Source organism: Pseudomonas sp. R4-84, from assembly GCF_054130985.1.
Genome location: NZ_CP096390.1, coordinates 3,471,425 through 3,495,827, shown reverse-complemented (window position 1 = coordinate 3,495,827; position 24,403 = coordinate 3,471,425). Strand labels below are relative to the sequence as shown.

The 24,403-nt window shown below is 61.3% G+C and carries 22 protein-coding genes and 1 pseudogene; 9 read left to right on the top strand and 14 right to left on the bottom strand.

Translation table 11 applies throughout. The features are described from left to right. Positions 1-17: 17 nt before the first annotated feature. From M1D68_RS15735 to M1D68_RS15720, 4 genes are all read right to left on the bottom strand, one after another. Positions 18-845 carry an EamA family transporter gene (locus M1D68_RS15735; protein ID WP_420765843.1) on the bottom strand — a complete coding sequence of 276 codons (828 nt, stop codon included), beginning with the start codon at positions 843-845 and terminating at the stop codon, positions 18-20. Positions 846-921: 76 nt separating this feature from the next. After that, on the bottom strand, positions 922-1,827 hold the full coding sequence (gcvA, locus tag M1D68_RS15730; protein ID WP_420765844.1) for a transcriptional regulator GcvA: 906 nt from the start codon (positions 1,825-1,827) through the stop codon (positions 922-924). A 131-nt stretch (positions 1,828-1,958) separates the two neighbouring features. After that, the gene (locus tag M1D68_RS15725) at positions 1,959-2,567 is read right to left on the bottom strand and encodes a LysE family translocator (RefSeq protein ID WP_457967562.1); all 609 of its coding nucleotides are present in this window, start codon (positions 2,565-2,567) and stop codon (positions 1,959-1,961) included. Between the two features lie 136 nt (positions 2,568-2,703). After that, the gene (locus M1D68_RS15720; protein WP_457967560.1) at positions 2,704-3,486 is read right to left on the bottom strand and encodes an SDR family NAD(P)-dependent oxidoreductase; all 783 of its coding nucleotides are present in this window, start codon (positions 3,484-3,486) and stop codon (positions 2,704-2,706) included. Positions 3,487-3,689: 203 nt separating this feature from the next. On the opposite strand from M1D68_RS15720, the gene M1D68_RS15715 reads away from it, so the two are divergent. Next, positions 3,690-4,259 (top strand): TetR family transcriptional regulator, encoded by a 570-nt coding sequence (locus tag M1D68_RS15715; RefSeq protein WP_457967558.1) that lies wholly within the window; start codon positions 3,690-3,692, stop codon positions 4,257-4,259. Between the two features lie 36 nt (positions 4,260-4,295). Here M1D68_RS15715 and M1D68_RS15710 read toward each other — a convergent pair whose 3' ends face one another. Together M1D68_RS15710 and M1D68_RS15705 are read right to left on the bottom strand one after the other, a co-directional pair. Next, a complete protein-coding gene (locus M1D68_RS15710; protein ID WP_442087941.1) occupies positions 4,296-4,382 on the bottom strand; it encodes a small membrane protein YohP in 87 nt (28 codons plus the stop codon). Positions 4,383-4,484: 102 nt separating this feature from the next. Further along, positions 4,485-4,748 (bottom strand): hypothetical protein, encoded by a 264-nt coding sequence (locus M1D68_RS15705; RefSeq protein WP_420765848.1) that lies wholly within the window; start codon positions 4,746-4,748, stop codon positions 4,485-4,487. A gap of 458 nt (positions 4,749-5,206) precedes the next feature. Here M1D68_RS15705 and M1D68_RS15700 point away from each other — a divergent pair, with 458 nt between their 5' ends. Together M1D68_RS15700 and M1D68_RS15695 are read left to right on the top strand one after the other, a co-directional pair. Then, positions 5,207-5,908: a TetR/AcrR family transcriptional regulator gene (locus M1D68_RS15700; RefSeq protein ID WP_457967555.1), complete on the top strand. Its 702-nt coding sequence runs from the start codon at positions 5,207-5,209 to the stop codon at positions 5,906-5,908. After that, the gene (locus M1D68_RS15695; RefSeq protein WP_457967553.1) at positions 5,905-6,690 is read left to right on the top strand and encodes a pyrroline-5-carboxylate reductase family protein; all 786 of its coding nucleotides are present in this window, start codon (positions 5,905-5,907) and stop codon (positions 6,688-6,690) included. Before M1D68_RS15700 ends, M1D68_RS15695 begins: the two co-directional genes overlap by 4 nt. A gap of 158 nt (positions 6,691-6,848) precedes the next feature. Here M1D68_RS15695 and M1D68_RS15690 read toward each other — a convergent pair whose 3' ends face one another. Beyond that, entirely contained in the window at positions 6,849-8,885 is a 2,037-nt protein-coding gene (locus tag M1D68_RS15690) for an oxidoreductase (RefSeq protein WP_457967551.1), read from the bottom strand. Between the two features lie 481 nt (positions 8,886-9,366). Here M1D68_RS15690 and M1D68_RS15685 point away from each other — a divergent pair, with 481 nt between their 5' ends. Further along, on the top strand, positions 9,367-10,266 hold the full coding sequence (locus M1D68_RS15685; protein WP_457967549.1) for a glycine betaine ABC transporter substrate-binding protein: 900 nt from the start codon (positions 9,367-9,369) through the stop codon (positions 10,264-10,266). 182 nt (positions 10,267-10,448) lie between these two features. Beyond that, positions 10,449-11,312: a DMT family transporter gene (locus M1D68_RS15680; RefSeq protein WP_457967547.1), complete on the top strand. Its 864-nt coding sequence runs from the start codon at positions 10,449-10,451 to the stop codon at positions 11,310-11,312. 138 nt (positions 11,313-11,450) lie between these two features. Here M1D68_RS15680 and M1D68_RS15675 read toward each other — a convergent pair whose 3' ends face one another. Together M1D68_RS15675 and M1D68_RS15670 are read right to left on the bottom strand one after the other, a co-directional pair. Next, on the bottom strand, positions 11,451-12,218 hold the full coding sequence (locus tag M1D68_RS15675; RefSeq protein WP_457970749.1) for a methyl-accepting chemotaxis protein: 768 nt from the start codon (positions 12,216-12,218) through the stop codon (positions 11,451-11,453). Positions 12,219-12,311: 93 nt separating this feature from the next. Next, a pseudogene (locus M1D68_RS15670) lies at positions 12,312-13,313 on the bottom strand (cache domain-containing protein); the annotation flags it as partial. Between the two features lie 348 nt (positions 13,314-13,661). On the opposite strand from M1D68_RS15670, the gene M1D68_RS15665 reads away from it, so the two are divergent. Beyond that, entirely contained in the window at positions 13,662-14,705 is a 1,044-nt protein-coding gene (locus M1D68_RS15665) for a GlxA family transcriptional regulator (protein ID WP_420765854.1), read from the top strand. Positions 14,706-14,711: 6 nt separating this feature from the next. Here the strand turns inward: M1D68_RS15665 and M1D68_RS15660 are convergent, their stop codons facing one another. The 3 genes from M1D68_RS15660 to M1D68_RS15650 all read right to left on the bottom strand — a co-directional run bounded on the left by M1D68_RS15660 (position 14,712) and on the right by M1D68_RS15650 (position 16,841). Next, on the bottom strand, positions 14,712-14,918 hold the full coding sequence (locus M1D68_RS15660) for a hypothetical protein (RefSeq protein ID WP_420765855.1): 207 nt from the start codon (positions 14,916-14,918) through the stop codon (positions 14,712-14,714). A gap of 177 nt (positions 14,919-15,095) precedes the next feature. Next, complete coding sequence (locus M1D68_RS15655) at positions 15,096-15,497, bottom strand: hypothetical protein (protein WP_457967544.1); 402 nt, start codon at positions 15,495-15,497, stop codon at positions 15,096-15,098. A gap of 138 nt (positions 15,498-15,635) precedes the next feature. Next, entirely contained in the window at positions 15,636-16,841 is a 1,206-nt protein-coding gene (locus tag M1D68_RS15650; protein WP_457967542.1) for a YbfB/YjiJ family MFS transporter, read from the bottom strand. Positions 16,842-16,952: 111 nt separating this feature from the next. On the opposite strand from M1D68_RS15650, the gene M1D68_RS15645 reads away from it, so the two are divergent. Further along, positions 16,953-17,828 (top strand): LysR family transcriptional regulator, encoded by an 876-nt coding sequence (locus M1D68_RS15645; RefSeq protein WP_457967540.1) that lies wholly within the window; start codon positions 16,953-16,955, stop codon positions 17,826-17,828. A 65-nt stretch (positions 17,829-17,893) separates the two neighbouring features. Here M1D68_RS15645 and M1D68_RS15640 read toward each other — a convergent pair whose 3' ends face one another. Next, positions 17,894-18,616 (bottom strand): pirin family protein, encoded by a 723-nt coding sequence (locus M1D68_RS15640; protein WP_434559615.1) that lies wholly within the window; start codon positions 18,614-18,616, stop codon positions 17,894-17,896. Between the two features lie 237 nt (positions 18,617-18,853). Between M1D68_RS15640 and M1D68_RS15635 the strand changes: the two genes are divergently transcribed. Both M1D68_RS15635 and M1D68_RS15630 read left to right on the top strand, forming a co-directional pair. After that, positions 18,854-19,804, top strand: coding sequence for a GlxA family transcriptional regulator (locus tag M1D68_RS15635; RefSeq protein ID WP_457967538.1), 951 nt, complete (start codon positions 18,854-18,856; stop codon positions 19,802-19,804). A 183-nt stretch (positions 19,805-19,987) separates the two neighbouring features. Next, entirely contained in the window at positions 19,988-21,472 is a 1,485-nt protein-coding gene (locus M1D68_RS15630) for an ATP-binding protein (protein WP_457967536.1), read from the top strand. On the opposite strand, the gene M1D68_RS15625 is transcribed toward M1D68_RS15630, so the two are convergent. Beyond that, positions 21,419-24,229 carry an ATP-binding protein gene (locus tag M1D68_RS15625; RefSeq protein WP_457967534.1) on the bottom strand — a complete coding sequence of 937 codons (2,811 nt, stop codon included), beginning with the start codon at positions 24,227-24,229 and terminating at the stop codon, positions 21,419-21,421. The genes M1D68_RS15630 and M1D68_RS15625 overlap by 54 nt on opposite strands. Positions 24,230-24,403 lie beyond the last annotated feature (174 nt).

Here is a 24,403-nt window from a genome sequence, read left to right as displayed (position 1 = left end):
CCTGGGCAGTTGATGGGTCAGCCGATGATGAAGGTGCCGCTGGCGATCACGGTGCACGCCAAGACCCGGCGGGCGGTGAGCGTCTCGCCAAGAAACAGGTAGCCGATCAATACCGCGAACAACACGCTGGTCTCGCGCAATGCCGATACCGCGCCCAGAGGCGCTTCGTTCATGGCGTAGATGACAATTGCATAGGCGATCAGCGAGACCAGCCCGCCGACCGACGCGGCGAGTATCCCGGGCCGGACGGAGAATAAGCTGCGGGCGTCGCGCAGGCCGATGTACACGAGAGGCATCAGCACACCCCACGCGGCGCACATCCACACTGTGTAGGCGAGCGGCGCGCCCGAAAGCCTGGCGCCCATGCCGTCAACGACGCTATAGGCCGCGATGAAGCAACCCGTTCCCAGCGCATAGGGCAGGCTGGGAACCGACAGGCTGCGTCCACGGAAGGCCAGGGAAATGATGCCGCCGGACACCAGGCCGATACCGAGCAACTCGCCGGGGGTAATGTTTTCTCCGGCAAAGATCGCCGCCCCCAGGGTGATCAACGCCGGTGACGATCCGCGGGAAATCGGATAGATCTGCCCCAGGTCGCCGACCCGGTAGCTGCGCACCAGAAACAAGTTGTAGCCAACGTGCAGCAACGCCGAAAGCAACCCATAGCCCCAGCTGGCCGGTGCCGGTGGCACCATGAATATCGCGGCGATGGCACAGACGATGGCGATGACGATACACATGACCGTCATTGACCAGAGTCGATCGGCGCCGCCACGCAGCAAGGCATTCCAGCTGGCATGCAGGAGCGCGGCGAACAGGACCAGCAGGACGATATGGGTAGGCATGGTCGCCATTCTAGGCAGCGCGACGGCCGGGCGACAGAGAAGTCTCCTCATTGGTTCATGAGCAAATTCTCATGTATCAGTCGTAGACGTGTTGAACCTTCAACGCCTCGCTGGCCAGCCATTGGCGGAAGCTGACGATGTGCGGTTGCGATTCGATGCCCTTGGGACAGACAAAATAATAGGCAAGCGGTGATGCAAACGGCACATCGAACAGCCGCACCAGGCGGCCGTCGCTGATCTCGGTTTCAACATGGCCGCTACGCACCAAGGCAACACCTTGGCCGAGCAACGCGGCCTCCACTGTCATGTTGGTGTCGCCGAACCTGACGCTCTCCTTGAGCGGCGACAATTCCAACCCAACCTTCTGAAACCAGTCCTCCCATTTTGGTACCAGCTCGGCGCCGTCACGGGTCAGCAGCGGGTAATGCAGCAGTTCGGCGGGGCTGTGTGGCATGCCCAAGCGCTGCAGCAGATCGGGGCTCGCCACTGGAAACACCTGCTCGCCGAACAGGAATTCCGAATACAGGCCGGGATAGTTGCCTTTGCCAAGCCGGATCGCAACATCGGCTTGGGCGTTGGAGAAATGGATGATCTTATCGGTGGTGTCCAGCGCGACCAACAGTTCCGGATAATGGCGGGAAAGCCCCGGCAAGCGCGGCAGCAGCCATTTCAGCGCGAAGGAATACGTGGTGCTGACTTCGAGCCTGACCCTGCCTTTCTGCTCGCGCAGATCGCCCAGGGTCGCTTCCAGGCTCATGAAAAATTCCCGCACGATGGGCGCCAGCGTAGCCCCCGCTGCCGTGAGGGTCAGTGACTTGCCGCGCTCGAACAACTGCAACCCCCAAAGCGCCTCCAGGTGCTTGAGCTGGTGACTGACTGCGCTCTGCGTCACGTGCAGCTCCTGCGCGGCCGCGGTGAACGTGGGGTGTCGGGTGGCGACTTCAAAGGCACGCAATGTGGCGGTCGGCGGCAGGTCTCTCATGTATAGGTATCCCGGCGATTCGGCGCAAAAGCAAATCATGAACGTTAGCTCATGATAGAGCCAGGGCCTGGAGTCGGGGGCGCTTTCTACGCGATGGTCCGATGGGTAGGCAATGATTGCGGTTCAGGTATTCAGCTATGAATGGGCAAGCTCACCCCAAAAGCCACAAAAAAGCCACCGCAGACTTTGTTGAACCGGCGCCCGGTTCGAGCCAGCCAAGGCCTGACCCGGTGAGCTGCGCTGGCGACAAAGTATTCAACGATGAATTCGACCACGGCGTAAGTCAGCGCAATAGTGAGTGTCTGCGCAATGATATTGCGGTGCGGATCAAGGAAGGGCGGGATGAACGCGGTGAACAGCAGCAGCGCCTTGGGATTGGAGATGGCCGATACCAAGCCTTGGCGGAACAGCGACCACCGTCGAAAGCCTTCGATACTCGTCGCGTCGAGACTGACGGGTGGGGATCGCCACAGACCGAAGCCCAACCAGATCAGGTAGAGCCCGCCAACGATCTTCAGTGCTGTGAACCAAGTGGCGGATGCCTGGATAAGCGCACCCAGCCCCAATGCGCAAAGCGAAAGCACGACTGAAAAGCCGAGTACGCCGCCTGCGATAGTGAACAACGTCTTGCGGGTTCCATGGATTGCCCCATGGGTAAGCGCCAACAACGCATTGGGGCCTGGCGCTACCGCAATGCCGCAGCAGGTGAGCAGATAGAGCAACCAAGTCTCAAATGGCATGATCCAGTCCAGGTGTGGTGAGCCCGAGCACATCCTGCGGGTGAACAGCGATCATGGAAAGCGCTTAATCCACTTCACCGCCATTTGGCTAACCAATAGAGGGAACCGCGGCGGCGTAGCGGTGACCTTGGAACCGTCAGGCCTTGTACCGCTCAGCCACCGCCGATTGCTTGATCTGCCCCAGCAACCCTTGGCGCGCGGCCTGCAACGCATCCCAGCGAGCGCCGTCCTGCAGTGGCGGAATGGTCACCGGTTCGCGACGATCGAAGCCGATCAGCGCCGCGTCGACCAGATCGCCCACTTCCATGATTTCACTCAGCGTATTGACGTCGATGCCAGCGCGTTCCCAGATTTCGGTCCGGGTAGCCGCCGGCAGGACGGCTTGGACGTAGACGCCCTTGGGGTTGAGTTCGAGGCTGAGCCCCTGGGAGAGGAACAACACGAATGCCTTGGTCGCGCCATATACCGACATGCCGAATTCCGGCGCCAAGCCGACCACCGAGCCAATATTGATGATCGCGCCGTCGCCGGCCTTTGCCAGGCGTGGAGCGACGGCGCTGGCGAGCCGTACCAACGCGGTGGTGTTGAGCGAAACCAGGTGCGCGACGCTGTCGGTGGTCTGTTCGATAAAACTGCCGGATTGGGCCACGCCCGCGTTGTTGATCAGGATGCCGATACGGTCGTCATCTCGCAGGCGCGCTTCGACCTGGTTCAAGTCAGCGGATTGGGTGAGGTCGGCCTGGAGCACATCGACGGTAATATGGTGTTCGTTGCGCAGCTCGGTTGCCAATGCTTCCAGCCGGGCGTTGTCACGGGCCACCAGCACGAGATCGTGGCCGCGTTGGGCAAAGCGCTTGGCATAGACAGCGCCGATACCGGTGGAAGCGCCAGTGATGAGGACGGTTTTGCGAGTGGTCATGGTGTCGATCTCTTCAGGGATTAAGACGTGCGATCAACGGCGGGGTTTTTCGCCGCCGTTGGCGGTCCACATCGAGCTTAGGGGGGGGCGTGTGGGCTGGTTGTTAGGATGATGACCGAAATCTAAGATGTCAATGAATTTGATTATGGTCGGCATCTATGTATGATGCGAGGCATGATTCGAGCGGTACGAGGTGATGAAAAATGAGAGTGACTAAGGCTCAGGCACAGGCAAACCGGCAACATATCGTCGAGACGGCGTCTGTTCTGTTTCGTGAACGTGGCTTTGACGGCATCGGTGTGGCGGACCTGATGGCCGCCGCCGGCTTCACCCACGGTGGTTTCTACAAGCATTTCGGTTCGAAAGCCGACCTGATGGCGGAAGCCGCCGCAGACAGTCTTTCGCGCTCATTGACCAGCGCAAGCAAACTGGATGTCGCGGGTTTTTTCGCCATGTATGTCTCGCGCGAGCACCGCGATGCGCGGGGCAACGGCTGCACGATGGCGGCATTGTGCGGCGACGCGGCGCGTCAGGACGATGAGGTGAAAACCACGTTTGCCGCTGGATTGGAGGGCACCCTGGCTGCACTGGAAGAAAAGCTCGGGTCGACAGAAGAAGGGGGCCGGGCAGCGATGATCAACCTGTTCGCCCAGGCCGTCGGCGCGGTCATGCTGTCGCGGGCCTGTCCGGATGATGCTCCGTTGGCGGATGAGATACTGCAAGTCTGCCGTGATCGGATCCTGGCGTTATTGCCCGCGTCCGAACCCGTGTAAAGCCAGCGGTAGCGCAATGCGCTACCGCTGGCCGGATCAGAAAATGAACTTGAACAAGGCAATGACCACGATCAGGCCGATCAGGAAAATGATCCCAACGGTACCACCAAGAAATTTCAACATAGGAACGCTCTCATCGGATGGGCTTAGTTTTCTAGACCCTTGGCGAGCGCGCGCGGTTCGTTAAATTTTCGCACTGAATCGATGCTATGAGGGGCAGGGCTGTCAGTGCACCGCGAGGGACCTCGGGATGGAAACGTGTTCGAATTTCGAAACGGTCTTGATCCAGTAGCGCCGGTATTCGGTCTTGTCCGGTGCCAGTGGTTTATGGCTTGACCAAGGGTGTTCCGCCTTCAGACTGGCTCGATAAGCTTCCCATTCCTTCTGCTCGGCCACTTCCCGGGCCTTGGTTCGGTCATCGAACCAACCCAGGACGTACGCATCGCTCTGGTCCGTACCGCTCGCTATCAGCAGATATATGTCTGTCATTACCGGTTCCCGCCGCCATCCAGCTACCCAGTCGCTGGGCTCTTGTCATGGGTATCGGCCGCAGGCCCGGTTTTTTAAGCAGATTGATAAAAAACGGGTCGAGGCGCCACCGATCAAACATCCTTCGTTTGGGCCAGATGTGTCATCAGCCGTTCGCGAAAACGCCTGACACTTTGCCGCTCAGACGTCCGGCCCAACGGGCCCAGGAGGCAGAGCTTGGCATCGGTGCGTAAGAGGGTTGGGGTGGGACGGACCAGGTTGCTCGTCTGCAAGTGATCGCCGAGCAACCGCGACCAGGCCAGGGCGACACTTTGGGCGACCCATGACTTGCGCTCATTGGTCCTTTCGCGACCTCGGGGAGAGGAGGGCGCGGCTCGTCAATCAAATGTACTTAGGTGTACATTTAGCGGGCATCCGAGTACATTCGCGTTACGTATGTTCAATAAGGTGGATGCAAGATGCCCCAGGTGGGAAAGGCGCGTGGCAAGGCCCAAGACGCGGGTTGGCGAGGGTCGCCCGAAGGGTGGCTGGAAGCGGCCTATGAGGCTTTGAAGGAGTCCGGCATCGATGCGGTCCGGGTCATGCCGTTGGCCAAGCGCCTGGGTTTGTCACGCACCAGCTTCTATTGGTTTTTCGAGGATCGCGAACAGTTGCTGGCGGCCTTGCTGTCGCGCTGGCGCGAAACCAACACCGGGGGTTTGATCCGGCAAAGCGAAAGCTACGCCGAGAGCATCTCCGAGGCGATCCTGAATGTTTTTGAATGTTGGCTCAATCCGCAATTGTTCGATTCTCAGTTTGAATTTGCGGTGCGCAGTTGGGCGCTCCAGTCCGCAGACGTCGCGCAACAGGTCGCCATTGTCGACGAGCAACGTATGGGCGCCCTGGCGAGCATGTTCAAGCGCTTCGGCTACGACAGCCAGGGGGCCGACGCACGGGCTCGGACGATTTATCTGACGCAGATCGGCTACATCACCATGAACACCGGCGAGCTGATCACCGTGCGCTTCCAGCGCATCCCGCATTACGTGAGCATTTTCACCGGCAAGGTGCCCAAGCAGCGTGAGCTGGATCGGTTTTATGGCAAATTCGGCTATGCCGAAAAAGAGCCAGGGGTGTTCGTGCCGCTGATGGAAACCTTTGAAGAAACGGCTGAAAAATGAATGAAGTGACGCTGGGAATCGTCGGCGGAACGGGGTGGTTGGGCGCGGCGATTGCCAAGGCCGTGTTGGCGAAGGCCTGGTTGCCGGCGGGTAATCTGATTATTTCCAATCGCTCAGGTGCCCATCCATTGGCGAAGCAAGGCGTTTGCCTGGTCACCGATAACCAGGCACTGGCGGATCGCAGCGACGTCATCATCATCGCAGTAAGACCCGAGCAATTCGCCAGCCTGACCCTCGACGCATCGGGCAAGACGGTGATTTCATTGATGGCCGGGATCACGGCGCAGGCAATCGCCGCACGGACCTTGGCCTCAAGGGTCGTACGGGCGATGCCCAACGCGGCGGTGGAAATCGGGCAGTCCTTTACGCCTTGGTATTGCGCTGGCGCGGTGGAACCGATGACGAAGACCCTCATTCAGCAGTTGTTCGAATGCGTGGGCACTGCTGCAGAGGTCCAGCAGGAAGACTTTATCGATTATCTCTCCGCGCTTTCGGGCACCGGCCCGGCCTTTCCTGCCTTGTTGATGACAGCGTTGGTGAATCAGGCGATGGCAGCCGGTATCCCCGGCGAGATTGCGCAGCTTGCCGCAAGCAATGTCGTGATCAACAGCAGCCAGTTGCTGGCCACCCGCGACGCCCAGCAAATGATCGATACTCTGGTTGCCTACCGCGGCGTGACAGCCGCCGCCTTGCAATCGATGACCCAGGGGCATTTCGAGGCGCAGGTGGGAAGGGCATTGCAAGCGGGCGCCGCCGTGGCGCGCAAAGGGCTTCAAGCCTGACCCCAGGAGTCCCGCATCCGCAGAACCCTTATGGGAGCGAGCTTGCTCGCGATGACGGCAGCCGGTCCTACATCCCTGTGACTGAGGCACCGCTATCGGGAGCAAGCTCGCTCCCACTTCAGTTTTCAGCAATTGAAAAGATCATGTTGGGCACGACTTCAGATGTCCTTGACCAGCCGCAGCGCATCATAGATGGCCGCGTGGGTATTACGCGCCGACACCGCGTCGCCGATCCGGAACAACTGGAAGCGGCCCTCGGGGTTGGTCACGATGTTCTGGGGGTTCCCTGCGATCAGGTTGTGCTGTTCGACCGCGCCGTTGTTGCTCGAATATGGGCGCAGTTCGAAGTACAGATCGTCCAGCGGCAGGGTGCCATGGTTGACCACCACCTGATCGACCACGCGCTGCTTGTGCACCTGGCCGTAATCGCTACCGAAGTGGGCAACCAGCTGCCCGTCGCGTCGCTCCACCGAGTCGACCCGATACGTGACCGTGAACGTGACGTTCAGGTCTTGCAGGCTGCGCATGTACGGCACCAGGTTCATCGCCATCACCTCCGGCGAAAACGACCGGTCCGGCGTGACGATCTCCAGTTTCGCGCCGCTGTTGGCGATGACCTCGGCGGCCTGGAGCGCCGCGTGGTCGCCGGCGTCATCGAAGATCAGCACGTTCTGACCAGGCTTGACATCGCCGCAGATGATGTCCCAGGTCGACACCACCAGCTCATTGCCTAGCTTGAGCACCTCGGTATGGGGCAAGCCGCCTGTGGCAACGATCACCACATCCGGTTCTTCGGCCAGGACCGTCTCGGCTTCGGCCCAGGTGTTGAAGTGGAACCTTACGCCCAGCCGTTCGCACTGCGTCATGCGCCAATCGATGATGCTGATCATCTCGCGCCGCCGTTCGCTTTGCGCGGTCAAGCGGATCTGCCCCCCGGGCTGATCCGCCACTTCGAACACCGTGACGTCATGGCCGCGTTCGCCGGCCACCCGTGCTGCTTCCAGGCCCGCCGGGCCGGTGCCAATCACCACCACCTTGCGCTTGACCGATGCCTTGGGAATCTCGTGGGGCATGGTGGTTTCGCGGCCGGTGGCGGCGTTGTGGATGCAGTACGCCGCGCCGCCCTGATAGATACGGTCCAGGCAGTAGTTGGCGCCAACGCAAGGACGGATTTCTTCTTCACGTTTTTCGATGATCTTGCGCACGATGTGCGGGTCGGTCATGTGGGCGCGGGTCATGCCGATCATGTCCACCTTGCCAGAGGCGATGGCGTGTCGCGCCGTGGCGACGTCCGGAATCTTGGCCGCATGGAAGGTCGGGAAACCGGTTGCCGAGCGGATTTCCCCGGCAAAATCCAGGTGCGGCGAGTTGCGCATGCCCTGGATCGGTATCACGTCGGTGAGGCCCGCATCGGTATCGATATGACCGCGCACGACGTTTAGGAAATCCACCAGGCCGCTGTCCTTGAGCATGTGGGAAATCTGGATGCCGTCGCTGAAACCGAAACCGCCGGGAAGATCCTCGTCGCCGGTGTAGCGCACACCAAGGAGGAAGTCCTCGCCGCAACGCTGGCGGATACCGCGCAACACATCGAAGGTAAAGCGCATTCGGTTTTCCAGGGAACCGCCGTAGGGCCCATCAAGATCATTGGTCAGTGGCGACCAGAATTGATCCATGAGGTGCCCGTAGGCCTGCAACTCCAGGCCATCGAGCCCCGCGGCTTTCATGCGCTCGGCGGCATCGACGTAATCCTTGATGATGCGGTCGATGTCCCAGTCTTCCAGCTTTTTCGGAAACGCCCGGTGGGACGCTTCGCGGCGATGGGACGGCGAGACAACCGGCAGCCAGTCGGCCTTGTCCCAGCGCGTGCGGCGTCCCAGGTGGGTGAGCTGGATCATCACCGCCGCGCCGTGTTCGTGGCACTCATCGGTCAGGTCTTTCATCCATTTGACCACTTCGTCCTTGTACGCCAGCACGTTGTTGAATACCGGCGGGCTATCCCGAGAAACGGCAGCGGAGCCGGCAGTCATGGTCAGCGCCACGCCGGCCTTCGCCCGCTCGACATGATAGGCACGGTACAGATCCTTCGGCATGCCATCGACGGGATACGCGGGCTCATGCGAGGTGGTCATGATCCGATTCTTGAGCGTCAGATGCTTGATTTTGTAGGGCTGCAGCAGAGGATCGCTGGACATGGTGTTGCTCCGGGAACAGAACATCAGGCTGGGTTTTGACATAACGGTATGTTGAATGTTCATGTGTGTCAACGAGTGAGACACAGGTGTACATTTTTCTTGCGTGGCAGGAAAACCAGGATTACCATCCAGTCGAAACAGGGGGATTCGGCACGTGCGGCCGCTCGCCTGCATCAGCGTGGTGGCGCGATGGGTGCCTCCCGCGCAGCGGTGGATTCAGGGTTTGCCCCCAACGGTCTGGAGGCTGGGCGGATTACCTGCTGAGGGCGGATTTGTTCGAGGCTTTGCCGGCACGCGAGAAAGCGCTGTGAATCAGCCGGTCATTGCGGTTGGAAACGCCAAAGGGCGGAGGAGGGCCGAAAACACAAGTCCCTGTATTTTGATAACTAGAACTCACCGGATGGCCGCGTGCGGTCGTGATGAAAAATGAATGCTTCTGCTGCCCTGCCAATAACTATTAATACAGTCTGCGGAGATGCACATGATGACGTTATCCAGTAAAAATTTTATCGGCTGGTTTGCAGGCCTTGCATTTGCCTGCGGCAGTCTGATCGCTCAGGCCGATGAACCCGCGCCCATCCGCATCGGCTGGGTGAACTGGTCGGATACGGAGATCGCGGTGAAACTGGCGAACACCGCGTTGCAGGATCACCTCAAGCAACCGGTCAAGTTGGTGCTCGCCGATATCGGCATCCAGTTCCAGGCCCTGGCCAACGGCAATATCGACCTGATCCCGATGGTCTGGCTGCCCAGCACCCACAAATCGTTCTATGACAAGTACAAGGACAGGCTCGAAGACCTCGGCGTGCTGTACGAAGGCCGGATCGGCATGGCGGTGCCCACCTCCATTCCAACCAGCGAGATCGCCAGCGTCGAAGACCTCAACAAGCCTGAAGTGCGGGAAAAACTCGGCGGCAAGATCCTCACTTCGGAAGTGGGCAATGGTCAGTACAAGCTGACGGAAAAAGCCATCGAGCAATACAAGCTCGACGGCTACAAGATGGTCGCTTCTTCAGAGTCCGGGATGCTGAGTGAATTGGATCGCAACCTCAAGCGTGACAAATGGTCATTGGTCAACGCCTGGAGCCCGCACTGGATGTTCGCCAAATGGCCGCTGCGCTACCTGGATGATCCGAAGCAGATTTTCGGTGGCGCTGAGCAGATCCACGCCGTCGCACGCAAAGGTTTCAGCGCGGAGCACCCTGATGTGGCCCGATTCTTCGCCAACTTCAAGATTCCGAAAGCGGACCTTGAGAAGTTGATGGCGGACGCCCGTGACAGCTCGGCGGACAAGGTGGTGGCAGAATATTACGCAGCCAACAAACCGCGTTTCGAAGCGATGTTCGGCAGCCAGACGGCGTCCGCGACACCAGCCCAGTGATGGCCGTTGCTGTCCGATAGCTGTTGCAGTCCGGTGCCCTTGGTCGAGAGCCAAGGGCGCTGCTGGATGAGTCCTTGTTCTATTCAGAGGCTGAGCGATGACGGTCACGACATGGGATATCAAACCGGATGAGGAACCGCCCGTCAGGTTGAAGTCGGCCTCGACCGAGGCAGGTGCGCGCGGTGCATGATCATGACGCCCCGCGACCGCGCTTAGGTATCGTCCTTTGCCTTCTGTCCATGCTGATCTTTGCAGCTCAGGATGGGGTCACCAAAGTGCTGGTCAAGGAGCTTCCGATCGCACAATTGGTGATGGTGCGTTATTGGGTGTTCCTGGCTTTTGCTGTCGGTTATAGCGCCTATCAGGGCAGCCTGTGGACCGCGTGCCGAAGCCGCCATCCCTACCAGCAGATCATCCGTGCGCTCATTGGCGTGGGTGAGAGCGCCTTGTTCGGATTGGGGCTGCGCTATTTGGGACTCGCTGAAATGCATGCCCTGTACGCGGTATTCCCCTTGATGACACTGGCGTTGGCGGGGGCGTTCCTGGGGGAGTTCATTGGCGTGCGTCGATGGGTTGCCGCCGCCATTGGCTTCACGGGGACGCTGGTTATCCTTCGTCCCGGCTCCAGTGTTTTCGAACTGGCGGCGCTGATTCCGCTGTTGTCTGCCCTGGGTTTCGCCATCTTCAGCGTGCTGACCCGTCGAATCAGCCGGGGAGACTCGTTCGCCACGAACATGCTTCACATGGGTTTTTTCGGCGCGATAGCGATTACCTTGTTGGGTCTTCCAAGTTGGGTAGCACCGAACCCGGCGCAATGGGGCCTGATAGCCGTGCTCTCCATGACCGGTGTGGTGGCCCAGCTGTTATTGCTTCAGGCGCTGAAGGTTGCAACGGCAGCTACACTTCAACCGTTCAATTATTCTCTTCTGGTATTCGCTACGCTGATTGGCCTATTGGTATTCGGCGAGCTGCCCGACACATGGACAGTCGTAGGGGCCTGTCTGGTAATTGCCGGCGGGATGTATGCGATCAAGGCAAAAGGGTAGTGATTCCATCAAACCCATAATCCTGTGGGAGCGAGCCTGCTCGCGAAGAGGTCGGCACGTTCAGCTCCTTCGCTGATTGTGACGACGCTTTCGCGAGCAGGCTTCCCACATTTGATCTTCAGTGCTCTTAAGCCCAGTTTAGAACTTGAAGCGTCCCACCAAGCCCTTGAGCTGTCCGGAGATATCCGTCAAACGCCCCGAACCGGTTTGTGCGGTGTGAGCAAACTCTTCAACCAGCTGCGCATCGGAGTGGATCTGCGCGATGTGCCGGTTGATGTCTTCGGCCACTTGATGCTGTTGTTCCGCGGCGGTGGCGATCTGCGTGTTCTGGTCGCGGATCGAGTCCACCGAGGTGCGGATCTTGTCGAAGCTGTCGCGGGCCTGCTGGATACGCTCGACGCTGGTTTGCGACACGTGCAGGCTGTTCTGCATCTGTTGCGTCACTTCCTGGGTGCGCCGGGCGAGATTGCCGAGCAAGCTGTCGATCTCGCCGGTGGAGTCAGCGGTGCGCCGCGCCAGGGCGCGTACTTCGTCGGCCACCACGGCAAAGCCGCGGCCTTGGTCGCCGGCGCGTGCGGCTTCAATCGCCGCGTTGAGGGCCAGCAGGTTGGTCTGTTCGGCGATCGAGCGAATGGTGTCCAGGATCGTGTTGATGTTCTTGCTGTCCTGTTCCAGCGCCTGCATGGTCTGGGTCGACTGCTGCAATTCTTCACTGAGCCTCAACACGCTGCCCGTGGCTTCGCCGATGTGGTGCTGGCCGTCGTGTACATCCCGATAACCGGTGTCCGCGCTGACGGCGGCCTGGCTGCACGAGCGGGCCACTTCGTTGGCGGTGGCGACCATTTCATTGAACGCGGTGCTCACCAGCTCCACGGCCTGGCGCTGGCGCCCGGCGGCTTCGTTCATGTTCTGTGCGACGTCGCGGGTGTCCGCCGCTGCGGTTTGCAGGTCGGAGGAGGCGCTGCCGATGCGTTGAACCAGTTGCGCAATCATGCCCAGGAACTGGTTGAACCAGCTTGCCAGGGTGGCGGTTTCATCCTTGCCCTGTACAGCGAGTTGGCGGGTGAGGTCGCCTTCACCTTCAGCGATTTCCTGCAGGCCGTTGGCAACGCCGCGGATCGGCCGGACGATAACGCTGGCGAAGCTGGCGCCGACGATTGCGAAGACCACGGCCAGCGCGGCGGCGATGATAGCGATCAACCAGGTCAGGCTCGCGGCTTCGGCCATCACCTCGTCACGCTTGATCAGGCCGATGAACCGCCAGCCCAGGCTTTTAGAGGTGACGATGTTGGCCATGTACGGCACGCCGTCGATCTCGATCTGGGTAGCGCCATCGCTGCTCTTGGCCAATGCTGCGTAGTTGGGACCGAGGTCGGCCAAGGGTTTGAAGTTGTGCTTGGCGTCGGCGGGGTCCACCAAGACGTTGCCGCTGCCTTCCACCAGCATCAGGTAGCCACTGTCGCCCAGCTTGATGTTCTTCACCAGTTCGGTCAGTTGCTTGAGCGACACGTCCAGGCCCACCACGCCAACCAGCTTGCCGCTGGCATCGGCGACGGTGTGCACGATGCCGATCAGCGACACGTCGTCGGGGGCCCAGTAGTAGGCATCGGTCTTCACGGTGGTGCCCGGCGCGGCAACGGCAGCCTTGTACCAGGGGCGCTGGCGCGGGTCGTAGTTGGAGATTTTCGGATCATCCGGCCAACTGGCGTAGCCACCGTCCGCCAGGCCCAGGGATAGGTAGGCGGTGGTCGGGTGGCTCTTGGCGAACCGATCGAAGATATCCAGCAGTTGTTTGTTGTTCTCGGTAAGAGGAATTTGCGCAGCATCAGCGCCGGAGTAGTTCTTCAGGTCCTTGGCCGCGACGATCCGCGGGTCCTTGGCGAAGAATTCAACGTTCTGCATGATGCCGTCGAAGAACTGCTTCATGCCGTTGTCGATCTGGCGGATTTCGCGGCTGCTGCTGTCCAGGAAGTTGGCTTGTGCCGCATCGCGCAGGTTCATCACCACGAGCACCGCCACCAGGATAACCGGGAGGCAGGCAATGGTTGCGAACGCCCAGGTCAGCTTCTGTTTGATATTCATGACTTCTCCCGCGGGTATTTATCGGTATTGGAACGGCGGAAACATTAGCGGTGAGCATTGCGAACTCTGAAACGGAAAGCGCCCATGCCTACATCCACGCTATCGACCAAGGTCGTATTCCCTTGAGAGCACCATTTGTCGGACGTCGTTAATGCCGATGGTTATGTCGCGGGAACGCAAGCCGTTGCTGCGGTTAATCCGCAAGATGGCATGCTCCGGGCTTTGCGCCGGCTCCCCACCAGATCGCCTTCCTGCATCCGAGGCCCCATGCCAAGCGCATTCGAAAGCGTACTCAAGAACAAGAACATGGCTTATCGGCCCCAAGGGACTGCGTCGGTCAGCCAGGCGCCGGTGCGCGTCGCGTTTGTGCTGATGGACAACTTCTCGATGATGTCCTTCACCGGAGCGGTGGACGCACTGGTCACCGCCAACCTGATGAACGACACGCCACTGTATGAAGTGCTGACCGTAGGCGCTTCGGGCGGGCAGGTGACGAGCGACCTGGGAATCGTCATCTCAACCGATCTTGAGCTGGCGCAGTTGCCGGACAACCTGGACGTGCTGATTGTCGCCGGCGGCTTTCGCGTGAAGCTTGCGGGTACGCCATTACTGCGGCGCAAGCTGCGCGCCAATGCGGCTTGCGGGGCGTTGTTGGGCGGGTTGTGGAATGGCGTGTTTTTCGTGGCCGAGGCGAACCTGCTCGACGGTTTCGAATGCGCGGTCCACCCGGAAAGTCGCGCAACGATGGCTGAGATGTTCCCTGGCGTGAAAGTGTCCAGTCGCGCTTATGTCGTGGACCGTGAGCGGGTCAGTTGCGCGGGCGCCAACAGTTCGCTGCGCATGATGCTCCAACTGATCCGCCGCACGGGCGGGGAGACGCTGGTGGGAGCCATCGAAGAGATCCTTCGCTGCGATGAGTCAGGGGATGACGCCTCGGACCTGCCGCCAATCTTCGTCGAGACGGACCCGACGCTGCCGGAAAGCCTCAAGCTGGCGCTGGAACTGATGTGGCAGAACGTCGAGGAGCCGTTGACGATCGATGAGCTGGCGGCGTGCGTCAAGGTTTCCAAACGCCAGCTTGAACGGCGGTTCTGCCGGTTTCTCGGCGCGACCCCGACGCGTTATTACCTGGAGCTGCGCCTGACCCGTGCACGCCAGCTGATCCAACAGACCAACCGCTCCGTCACCGAGATCGCCGTCGCGACGGGTTTCGTCAGCTCACCGCATTTCCAGCGACGCTTCCGGGATTTTTTCGGCGTACCGCCTGGCAGCTATCGCTCGACGTTTGGACGCAAGCAGATATCGCCGTGAGCCTTGTCAGGCGGTACGCATTTTCTGAACGAAGTACAAGGCGATACAACCCGTGGCGCACAGCCAGATAATCGAGCCGCAGGCGGCCGTTATTAGGGAGAAGTCAGAGTCGAGCTCGACCATCCCCGGCACGGCGTAGGCGAACCAAAGCAAGGAGATGAGCACATAGGCCAGGGACGACATCAGGAGTTCGAAGATCTTTCTTGCGTGCATTGCAATTCCCCGCCCGTCGTGAAAGACGGGTGTTCAAGCTATCGGTCAGGTTGGCTTTTTTTCTGTCTGGGCAGAAATAAAAGAGTCTTAAGGCGGCGGATGGCGAGCGGTTGCGAGCCTCGTCGATCAACTGCGCAGACATTCCATGTCAGAAAGCTTCCAGGAAACGGCTTTGGTTCAGCCCTGGTCGTCCAGCAGATTTTCGATTGGCACTTCTTCCATTTGCGAGGCGGTCAGGGTAGTGCCTTTGCAGAGCACCTTGCTCACTTCGTCAGCGATCGAGCCCTCGACGATGCGGCCCTGCATCTGGTCGAAATCAGCCTTTTCCAATCCCTCGACGCTGTTATACATGCCCATGTGACGGACATTGCGACTGGCGCAATCAAGTTCAAGCTTTGTGTAATTGGTGAAATAGGCACCGGTTCTTTTTACCGTGGCCTGTACAGCCGAACCACTTTCAACGAACGAGACGATGGCGTATTCGGCATTCGAATCATCGTAGCTGTACTGAATTTTATGTACGTCCGCTGCGGCTGGGTAAGCGGTCAGGACGGCGACCAGTGAAACAATCCTTTTCATTTCTTTCTTCCGTGATTGGCCTGCAACAAAGAATGATGGCCAAGTGAGATCATTCTGCTTGGCTTGTCGGCCCGAGTCAACATTGCAAGATGATGACAAAGTTGACCGTTGGTCGGGCGGCGACGATCGTGCGGAACTTTAATCTTTTGATTCATAACTCGCAATGGAAGGAACATAGTCCACCAGCAACGCGACGACAATTGCGCCTGCGGAAATCAAAAACAGCAGCCCATGATGCCCGCCGCTGGCGTTGAACAGCGCCGAATACGCAAAACCCGCCACCGCCTGAAATGTGGCGAATGAAACGGTCGCCCGGCTCCAGGCGACTTGCTGGCCATGATGGTTCGGTACCAGTTCATGCACCCGGGCCAGGGCCAGCGGCACGATACCCGGTGGGAACGAACCGATGACCACAGCCAGCAGCGCCAACGCCAGGAATGAATGGGCGGTCGCCAGCAAGACAAGGGCTGTCGCCTGCACGGCCAGCACCCATCGGATGCTTTTGCGCGCGCCCAGGTGGTCCGCCAGGAAGCCATAGGTCACCGGGCCGATAATCGCCCCCAAGCCGTACATCACCCATACCAGCGCACCGACATGGGCGCCGGCCTTGAGGCCGCGGGCGACATAGTCCACCAAAAACACCATCGCCGGGACCAACCCCGCCGCCATGAATGCGTACTGTGCAAACAATTGATGGACGGCGCGGGGCATGGGTGCTTTTTGCGTGTCATGTTTCACGCTCACGGCTGCCTGGGGCAGATCCTGCGGCCAGCCGAACCAGCTCAGCCCGGTCAGGACCAGGGACAGCACGCCGAGCCCGAGCCAGGTGGCTTCGAGGCCCAGGCTCAACAGCGGCGGCACAAGGGTTCCGGAGCCGGCGATGCCCAGCCCGATGCCCAGGAAAATCGCGCCACTGGCCAGCCCCCTGCGGGCGGCAGGTACATGGGGCAGCACGGTGGCCGCCACCAGCACCATGATCGCGCCGCCGGCGATGCCCGACAGCAATCGCCAAGCGAAATACCAAGCCACGGACACAGGAAAGGCACAGGCAAAAAACGCCGCCGTCACGGCCAGCATCATCAGCCGCAAGGCGTTTTTATGGGACAGTCGACGGGCCATCGGCCGGCCGAGCAGGGCGCCGATCAGGTATCCGACAAGGTTGGCGGCCCCGAGGTAGACCACGTCGCCGGGGCTGAACCAATGCGCTTGGATCAGCGGCGGAATCAAGGGGGTATAGGCGAAGCGCGCCAGGCCAATGCTGACGAGGCTGGCACAGAGGCCAGCGAAAATCGGTAGCCAGATGCCCGTGGAAGATGAAGCGAGCGCCGCGGATGATGTACGCATGGAAGCGATCCCATAGAAGGTTTATGGCGCCCAGCATATCGGCTATCGTTGTTGCGTTTATGCAGCGATTACGCGGCGCAGCGATGCAATTATGCATCGATAGGAGGACGGATGAATTGGGACGATGCGCGGGTATTCCTGGCGGTGTGTCGGGAGTCGACCCTGCGAGGGGCGGCGCGTGTGCTGGGGGTGGACCAGGCGACTGTGGGCCGGCGTATCGCCGCGTTGGAGAAATCCCTGAGCGCCGCGCTGTTTCTGCGCACACCCGACGGTTATGCCCTGACGTCAATGGGCGAGGCCGCGCTCAGGTCCGTGGAAAAAATGGAGCAGTCGGCCCTGGAACTGGAGCGTCGGATACAAGGACTGGACGATCGACTGGTGGGCAACGTGCGCGTCGCCACGACTGATTCATTGGCGATCGACTTCCTGATCCCGGCCATTGCCCGCCTGCATCAACGTCACCCGGACGTGCGCGTGCAGTTGGACGCCTCCACGCAGATCATCAGCCTGGTCAAGCGCGAAGCGGACGTTGCCGTGCGCAACACCCGGCCAGAAAACCCTGACCTGATCGCGCGGCGGATCGCGCGCTGGCCGGTGGGGTTGTTCGCGGCGCGCGAGTATGTCGATGTCCATGGGGAGCCGACGGCGGGCAGCGCGTTCGAGGGCCATGACCTGGTTGTCTACCAGCCGTATTTGCAGGCGCAAAAAGATTTTACCCTGGTTGCCGAGCCGGTCAGTCGCGGGCGGATCGTTGCCAGCCTGAGTTCGAGCCTGTTGGTGCGTCGCTCGATTGCGGCGGGTATCGGAGTGGGGGAAATCCCGGTGTACATGGGCGAACGCGACGGGTTGGTGCGCCTATGGCCTGAGCGCACGCGACCGCTGCCGTACGAGGTCTGGCTGGTGACCCACGCGGACTTGCGCCACACGGCGCGGGTGCGGGCGGTGATCGATGAGATTGTCGCGGCGTTTTCCCAGGAAAACGAATAACGCTGGATAAGAGAACCTGTGGAAGCGAGCAAGCTCGCTCCCACAGGATGTCCCGCACACTGGCCTCACGGCATTTGCGGCAGTTCCTGCGGCCGCAGGTCAAATACCAGCACTTCGGCATCCTGGCCATTGCCCAGCGTCAGTACCTGTTCCTGGCGCACCCGCACGCCATCGCCTTCGTGCAACGGCACGCCATTGAGCTCTACGCTGCCCCGGGCCACGTGGACATAGGCATAGCGATCGGCAGCCAACGTCAGCGTGGCGCTTTCCTGGCCATCGAACAGCCCGGCATAAACCCGCGCGTCCTGGCGAACGTGGAGCGATCCCTGGGCCCCGTCCGGCGAAATGATCAATTGCAGGCGGCCACGTTTCTGCTCGGTACTGAAATGTTCCTGCTGGTAGCGCGGCGTGGCGCCCACCACGTTGGGCACGATCCAGATCTGCAGGAAATGCACCGGCTCGTCGGCGCTGTGATTGAATTCACTGTGCGCTACGCCACTGCCAGCACTCATCAATTGCACATCACCGGGGCGAATGACCGAACCGGTGCCCAAGGTGTCCTTGTGCTCCAGCGCCCCTTCGAGCACGTAGGAGAAAATCTCCATGTCGCGGTGTGGGTGCTGGCCGAAACCTTTGGCGGCGGCGACCCGGTCGTCGTTGATCACCAGCAGGTCGGAAAAACCCTGTTGATTGAGGTCGCGGTAGCTGGCGAACGAAAAGGTGTGGAACGACGTCAGCCAGCCGTGACGGGCAATACCGCGATCAGAAGCTTTGCGAAGGGTCAGCATGGAAATTCTCCTGGTTCAGTGGGCGGTGGCCGTGGCCGTTCGCCGGGTTCAGAAGAAGGTTAATGGTTATCGGATTGTTCAATAAGCAGGTGAATAGGGAAATACTGTCCGTTGTGAGTGGACAATCTCGCAGCGGGCGCTTCGCTTGGTCATAATGCCAACCGATGATCCTTGTGCAAGCGAACAAGCTCGCTCCCACAGGGTCCGGCATGTTCTTCTCGATCTTGGCGTCTTCCCATGAAAACCGTAGCAATGGTGCTGTTCCCCGATTTCCTGCTGCTCGACATGGCCGGGCCGCTTGAAGTGTTTTCCATCGCCAACCGTTTTCTTGCACTCGACCAGCACTATCAGTTGCTGACCCTGGGCACCGAGCGAGGCCCGTTGCGGGCGTCCAACGGTGTGACTGTCCATGCCGATATCCATATCGACCAGGCCTGGGCCGCCTACGACGTACTGCTCGTGCCGGGTGGTCCCGGTGCCTATAACGACCGGCACCCGGGCTTGCACACATGGTTGCGGGCGGCGGCGCCAAGGGCCACCTGCTATGGCTCGATTTGTACCGGCGCGTTTGTGCTCGGCGAAGCGGGGTTGCTCGATGGACACCGGGTTACCACCCACTGGCACTACACCGAGCGCTTGATCCAGCGTTTTCCCAAGGCATTGATCGAGACCGACAAAATCTTCTTGCGCGACCGACGGCTGATCACCTCCGGCGGTGTCACGGCCGGCATCGACATGGCCTTGGCCATCGTCGCCCAGGACCACGGCCGCAAAGTCGCGCTGGACGTCGCCAAAGTGCTGCTGGTGCTGATGAAGCGCCAGGGCGGGCAAGCGCAGTTCAGCCCGCTGGTGGCGACCGTGGCGGCCCAGGAGTCGGCGGTCACGCGGGTGCAGAACCACGTGATGGAGCATCTGGAGGAGCCCTTCACCGTGGAACGCATGGCGGCGGTCGCGGCCATGAGCACCCGGCATTTTGCCCGGCTGTTTGTCCGCGAAGTGAAGATGACGCCCATGGAATTCCTTCAAGGGGCGCGCATCGATCGGGCGCGTCAGTTGCTCGAATCCACCGACTTGCCGCTCAAGACCGTGGCGTTTCGCAGTGGCTTTGGCAGCGTGCGGCACATGCGTCAGCTGTTCAGCGAAAAGCTTGGCCTGACGCCGATCCAGTACCGCCAGCAGTTCAGTTGAGCCTCGGGTGTCCGTCCAGGGCACCGTGATGTCCGTGATGGGGCCTGTGCCAGCATTGTTATCGGGCTCAGGGCTGCCAAGATTACCGCGAACCCTCTGGAAAGGATGCGCGAGAGCCAGGGCAGACGCGTGCGGCGCTTCGCAACGACATGCCTGGACCGGTCATCTGGCGCTGGATCGCTCATGAACAGTTTCGTCAAACCCTGCACCGGGCCAACGGTGTGCTTTGGCCCGTTCGTCTTTCACCGACAGCAGCGGCTGGTCTCTCGCGAAGGTCAACCTCTGGCATTGGGCGGTCGCGCCCTCGACATCCTGCAGATACTGGTCGCGCACGCCGGCGCTTTCGTCAGCAAGCAAGCGCTGATCGACCAGGTCTGGCCCGACAGCGTGGTCGAAGACATCAATCTGCGGGTGCACATCGCCGCGCTGCGACGGGCCTTCGGCGAGACGCGCGAAGGCAATCGCTACATCCTCAATCATCCTCGCCAGGGCTACTGCTTTGCGGTGCCCCTGACCCTGGAATCCGTGGGCGAGTCATCGAGCGCGGAGCCCTCCGAACGGCACAATCTGCCCGCCCGGCTGAGCCCGGTGATCGGTCGCGACAAGATCCTGGGCCGGCTGTTGGTGGAAGTGCCGCGCCAATCCCTCACCACCGTCACCGGCCCGGGTGGCATCGGCAAGACCACCGTGGCGTTGCGGGTGGCGGAACTGTTGCTGGAGCACTTTGCCGATGGCGCCTGGTTTATCGACCTGGCCGGCATCGGCGACCCGGCGCAGGTTGCGCTGCGGATTAAGCATGCCCTGGGCCTGGCGGACGGTTGCCTGGCCCAGCAGCTGCAAGCCCGTCGGATACTGCTGGTGCTCGACGGTTGTGAACAACTGATCGATACCTGCCGGGAATTGGCCTTGACGTTGCGCGCAGGGGCGCCTGGCGTATCGCTGTTGGTGAGCAGTCGGGAAATCCTCAACCTGGCCGACGAAAATGTCGTGCAACTGTCCGGTCTGGGGATGGCGTCGGCCGATGAGTCCGATTATGTACTGGGGTGCCCGGCGGTGCAGTTGCTGGTCGAGCGGGTCGGCGCCCGCCAGCAGGGTTTCCAGCCGGCAGAACGCGACCTGGCGGCCCTTGCGCAGATCTGTCGGCGCCTCGACGGGTTGCCGCTTGCCCTGGAACTGGCAGCGGCCCAAGTCGATGTGCTGGGCGTGGCCGGGGTCCTGGAGCAGTTGGACCATGGTCTGTCGCTGCTGAGCCACGGACGTCGAACCGCCGTGCCTCGCCACCGCAGCCTGGAAGCTGCCCTGGATTGGAGCTTCGAGCGCTTGAGCCACGATGAGCGAACGGTGTTCCAACGCCTGGCGGTGTTCGAAGAACGGTTCAGCCTCAAGACCGCCCTGGCGGTGATCAGCTGCCCTGAAGTGGAAGCGGGACGATTGCCCTGGTTGTTGTCGCGGTTGGTCATCCAATCATTGGTGATGGTTGAGCAACGCGCCGAAGGGACGCGTTTCCATCTGCTGCGCACCACCCGCGCCTATGCTTTGGAGAAACTGCATCACAGTGGGCAGTTGCCGCTTTGGCATCGGCGTTACGCACTGCAACAGGCGTGGCAAACCCGGTCAAGACCCGAGGCGCCCATCCAGCGTACGAAGCAGCGCGTCGGCTTGCTTTAGGTCGGGCGTGTCGAAGCCCTCATTGAAACGCCGATAGACGGGGCGCAGCAGATCCGCGGCGGCCTTATCCTGGCCACGCCGTTGCCACAGCCGCGCCAGGGAAAAGGCGCTGCGCAATTCCCACGCCAGCGCGCCTTGCTGCCGGGCGACGGCCAGGGCGGCGAGCAGTTGCTCTTCGGCTTGTTTGTCGGCCGATGGGTCATCCTGCGCCAACAGGGCTTCGGCGCTGGCTCGCAGGATCTCGGCGCAGCACCAGCCTGCGGCGCCGCTATGGGCGCGTTCGATCTGACCCGGTCCCACGGCATCCGCCCGCAGCGTCACGGCGATGTCCTGCATCAAGCCGCTCTTGGTCGGGCAGGCCTCCAGGGACGCTCCATCGAACGCGTTCTCGTACTGGCAGGCCCACTCATGGAACAACATCACCGAATGCTTCCGGGCCTGGTGTTTCAACATACCGAGCCGTTCCCGTGCGATTGAATGTTCGCCGGTGTAATGGGCGATCAAGCAACCGCTGATCACCAGCGTGTAACAAATCGAAAGACCGTGATTGATCTGCAGGGCAATCTGCAGCGCGAGATTGGCGGTGCGCCGGGCTTTATCGGCGAACCCTTGCAGCCAGAGGATGCGCGCCAGGATCGTCAGCGCCGCCACGCTCTGTTCGTACTGCACGCCAAAACCGTAGGTGAAGCGGCCCAGGTGGCCGTTCTGGGCCAGGCGCTGGATGACCTGTTCGGCATCGCGCCGCGCCGCGCCCTGGTCGCCAATGAAATGCAACGCCAGCACCCGCAGGCGCTGGGTGCTCAAGGACAGCACCGGGTCGCCCGGGGGGCCCAGCCGGTCGAAGTCCTGGCATTGTTCCAGCGCCTGTTGGTAGCGGCCGCAACTGAGGTTGACGGCCATGTGGCCGGACACGGCCCGCAGCTCACCGGCCAGGTCGTGGCACTGCCGGGCCAGGCGCCGGGCCGTGACGAACGCCTCGACCGTGGCCGGCGTGCCGCCCTCGGTGTGGTAGTTGAGACTGGCATGGGCCAGTTCCAGCGCAAGGGTCAACCTGGGGCATGGCGAGGCGGTGCCGTGCAGCAGGGCCCGGGCTTTGCTCACGTAAAGGCCATGTTCCTTGAGCAGCGACAGCTCCTGCCAGAGGGGCAGGCTACGGGCCGTCAAGCGGATCGCCACGGCGTGGGAGCCGTGGGCAGCCAGCCCCCGGTCCAACGCCGCGCGGATGTCGTCTCGGTAGGACGCGTAGCGCGCGATCCAAAGCTGCGTCGGGGTGGTTTCCCAATCTTTTTCAGCCTGTTCCATCAACGTCAGGCAACGTTCAGCGTGTCGCGCCTGGCTCGCGGCCAGTTCGCCTGTCTCCAGCAGTTTTTCCAACGCGTAGCTGCGCGTGGTGTCCAGCAGGCGGTAGCGCACCTCGTCGTCACCGATCTCCACGTTGAGCAGCGACTTGGCGACCAACTGGCTGACCGATACCAGCACCTGGTCGGGCGCGACATGCTGGCCGACGATGACGGCCGCCGCCGAGGCGAGGTTGAAACTGCCCATGAACACCGCCAGGCGCCGCAGGCAGGTCTGCTCGCAGGCAGTGAGCAGCGCGAAGCTCCAGTCCAGCGTGGCGCGCAGGGTCTGTTGTCGCGGTGCGCTGGCACGCTTGTCATGGTCGAGCAGTGCGACGCTGTCTCGCAGTTGCCGGCACAACTGCTCCAGCCCAAAGTGCCCGACCTGGGCAGCGGCCAGTTCGATGGCAAGGGGAATGCCGTCCAGGCGCTGGCAGATGTCGACGATCAGCGGCACCTCATGGTCGGTCAGCTCGAAGTCGTCCTGGCTGGCCATCGCCCGTTCAGCAAACAGTTGCAGCGCTGGATATTCCAGGGCCGGATAACCTTCGATGACCATCCCCCGGGGTGGGATCGCCAGTGAATCGAGGCGCTGCACATGTTCGCCTTCGGCGCGCAGGCCTTCGCGGCTGGTGGCCAGGATATGCAAGTGCGGTGCGGCGCGCAGCAGCGTCTCGCAGAGCAGGGCCACGGCGTCGACCAGATGTTCGCAAGTATCGATCACCAGCAGCAGATGCCGTTCCTTCAAGGGCCGGACGACGGCTTCCAAGGGCTCGCCGTCTTGTGGCGACAGCTCCAACAGGGCGCAGAGGTTGGGCGCGATCATGGCCGGGTCATTGAGCGAGCCGAGGTCCAGCAGATACGTGCCGTCGCGGTAATGGCCGATCAGCCGCTCGGCGACCCGCAACGCGACGGTGGTCTTGCCGATGCCGCCGCTGCCGACCAGGGTGATGAAGCGTTTTCGCGGCAGCTGGGCGACCAGGCTTTCCACCAGCCCCTGGCGCCCGATCACCCGGGTTCGGCGCGGCGGCAGGTTGCGCGCCAGGGCAGGGTGGGGGATACGTGCCAGTGGCTCGGGCGACTCGAAAGTCACCGGCGCGACGAAGCTGTAGCCGCGCTGCGCCACGGTGACGATGTAGCGCTGGCCTGCCTGTCCATCGCCCAACGCCTTGCGCAGCGCCGCCACGTGAACCCGAAGGTTGGTGTCTTCCACCACGCTCTTGGGCCAGACACGGGCGATCAGTTGCTGCTTGCTCACCACTTGGCCTGCGTGTTCGAGCAGCACCAACAGAATCTCCACCGCGCGCCGACCCAGGCGCAACGGCTGCCCGCCCTCCAGCACCAGGCGCTGGCGGGGATGAACCCGGTAAGGGCCGAAATGCAGCGTCTTTTCGACGGGCAGGCTGAGGTACTGGCTCATGGCGCGCTCATTGTTCTGTTCCCTGGAGATGGCTGTACCTGAGCATATTCGTCAGGTTTTGTGACAAGCGCAACGGTGGACAGCCTTATCCAGAGCCATCGGCAGATACAAATCCCCCCTACAAAAGCAATCTTCATTGGGGCTTTTAACACCACCGTCCCGAAAAAATTAACA

Bases quoted from the DNA above. Each gene is read 5' to 3' on its own strand.
- M1D68_RS15690 (WP_457967551.1), bottom strand. From the start codon at position 8,885: ATGTCCAGCGATCCTCTGCTGCAGCCCTACAAAATCAAGCATCTGACG.
- M1D68_RS15695 (WP_457967553.1), top strand. From the start codon at position 5,905: ATGAATGAAGTGACGCTGGGAATCGTCGGCGGAACGGGGTGGTTGGGC.
- gcvA (WP_420765844.1), bottom strand. From the start codon at position 1,827: ATGAGAGACCTGCCGCCGACCGCCACATTGCGTGCCTTTGAAGTCGCC.
- M1D68_RS15650 (WP_457967542.1), bottom strand. From the start codon at position 16,841: ATGCGTACATCATCCGCGGCGCTCGCTTCATCTTCCACGGGCATCTGG.
- M1D68_RS15685 (WP_457967549.1), top strand. From the start codon at position 9,367: ATGATGACGTTATCCAGTAAAAATTTTATCGGCTGGTTTGCAGGCCTT.
- M1D68_RS15700 (WP_457967555.1), top strand. From the start codon at position 5,207: ATGCCCCAGGTGGGAAAGGCGCGTGGCAAGGCCCAAGACGCGGGTTGG.
- M1D68_RS15710 (WP_442087941.1), bottom strand. From the start codon at position 4,382: ATGTTGAAATTTCTTGGTGGTACCGTTGGGATCATTTTCCTGATCGGC.
- M1D68_RS15635 (WP_457967538.1), top strand. From the start codon at position 18,854: ATGAAAACCGTAGCAATGGTGCTGTTCCCCGATTTCCTGCTGCTCGAC.
- M1D68_RS15655 (WP_457967544.1), bottom strand. From the start codon at position 15,497: ATGAAAAGGATTGTTTCACTGGTCGCCGTCCTGACCGCTTACCCAGCC.
- M1D68_RS15715 (WP_457967558.1), top strand. From the start codon at position 3,690: ATGAGAGTGACTAAGGCTCAGGCACAGGCAAACCGGCAACATATCGTC.
- M1D68_RS15665 (WP_420765854.1), top strand. From the start codon at position 13,662: ATGCCAAGCGCATTCGAAAGCGTACTCAAGAACAAGAACATGGCTTAT.
- M1D68_RS15660 (WP_420765855.1), bottom strand. From the start codon at position 14,918: ATGCACGCAAGAAAGATCTTCGAACTCCTGATGTCGTCCCTGGCCTAT.
- M1D68_RS15705 (WP_420765848.1), bottom strand. From the start codon at position 4,748: ATGACAGACATATATCTGCTGATAGCGAGCGGTACGGACCAGAGCGAT.
- M1D68_RS15735 (WP_420765843.1), bottom strand. From the start codon at position 845: ATGCCTACCCATATCGTCCTGCTGGTCCTGTTCGCCGCGCTCCTGCAT.
- M1D68_RS15645 (WP_457967540.1), top strand. From the start codon at position 16,953: ATGAATTGGGACGATGCGCGGGTATTCCTGGCGGTGTGTCGGGAGTCG.
- M1D68_RS15675 (WP_457970749.1), bottom strand. From the start codon at position 12,218: ATGAACGAAGCCGCCGGGCGCCAGCGCCAGGCCGTGGAGCTGGTGAGC.
- M1D68_RS15725 (WP_457967562.1), bottom strand. From the start codon at position 2,567: ATGCCATTTGAGACTTGGTTGCTCTATCTGCTCACCTGCTGCGGCATT.
- M1D68_RS15630 (WP_457967536.1), top strand. From the start codon at position 19,988: ATGAACAGTTTCGTCAAACCCTGCACCGGGCCAACGGTGTGCTTTGGC.
- M1D68_RS15640 (WP_434559615.1), bottom strand. From the start codon at position 18,616: ATGCTGACCCTTCGCAAAGCTTCTGATCGCGGTATTGCCCGTCACGGC.
- M1D68_RS15720 (WP_457967560.1), bottom strand. From the start codon at position 3,486: ATGACCACTCGCAAAACCGTCCTCATCACTGGCGCTTCCACCGGTATC.
- M1D68_RS15625 (WP_457967534.1), bottom strand. From the start codon at position 24,229: ATGAGCCAGTACCTCAGCCTGCCCGTCGAAAAGACGCTGCATTTCGGC.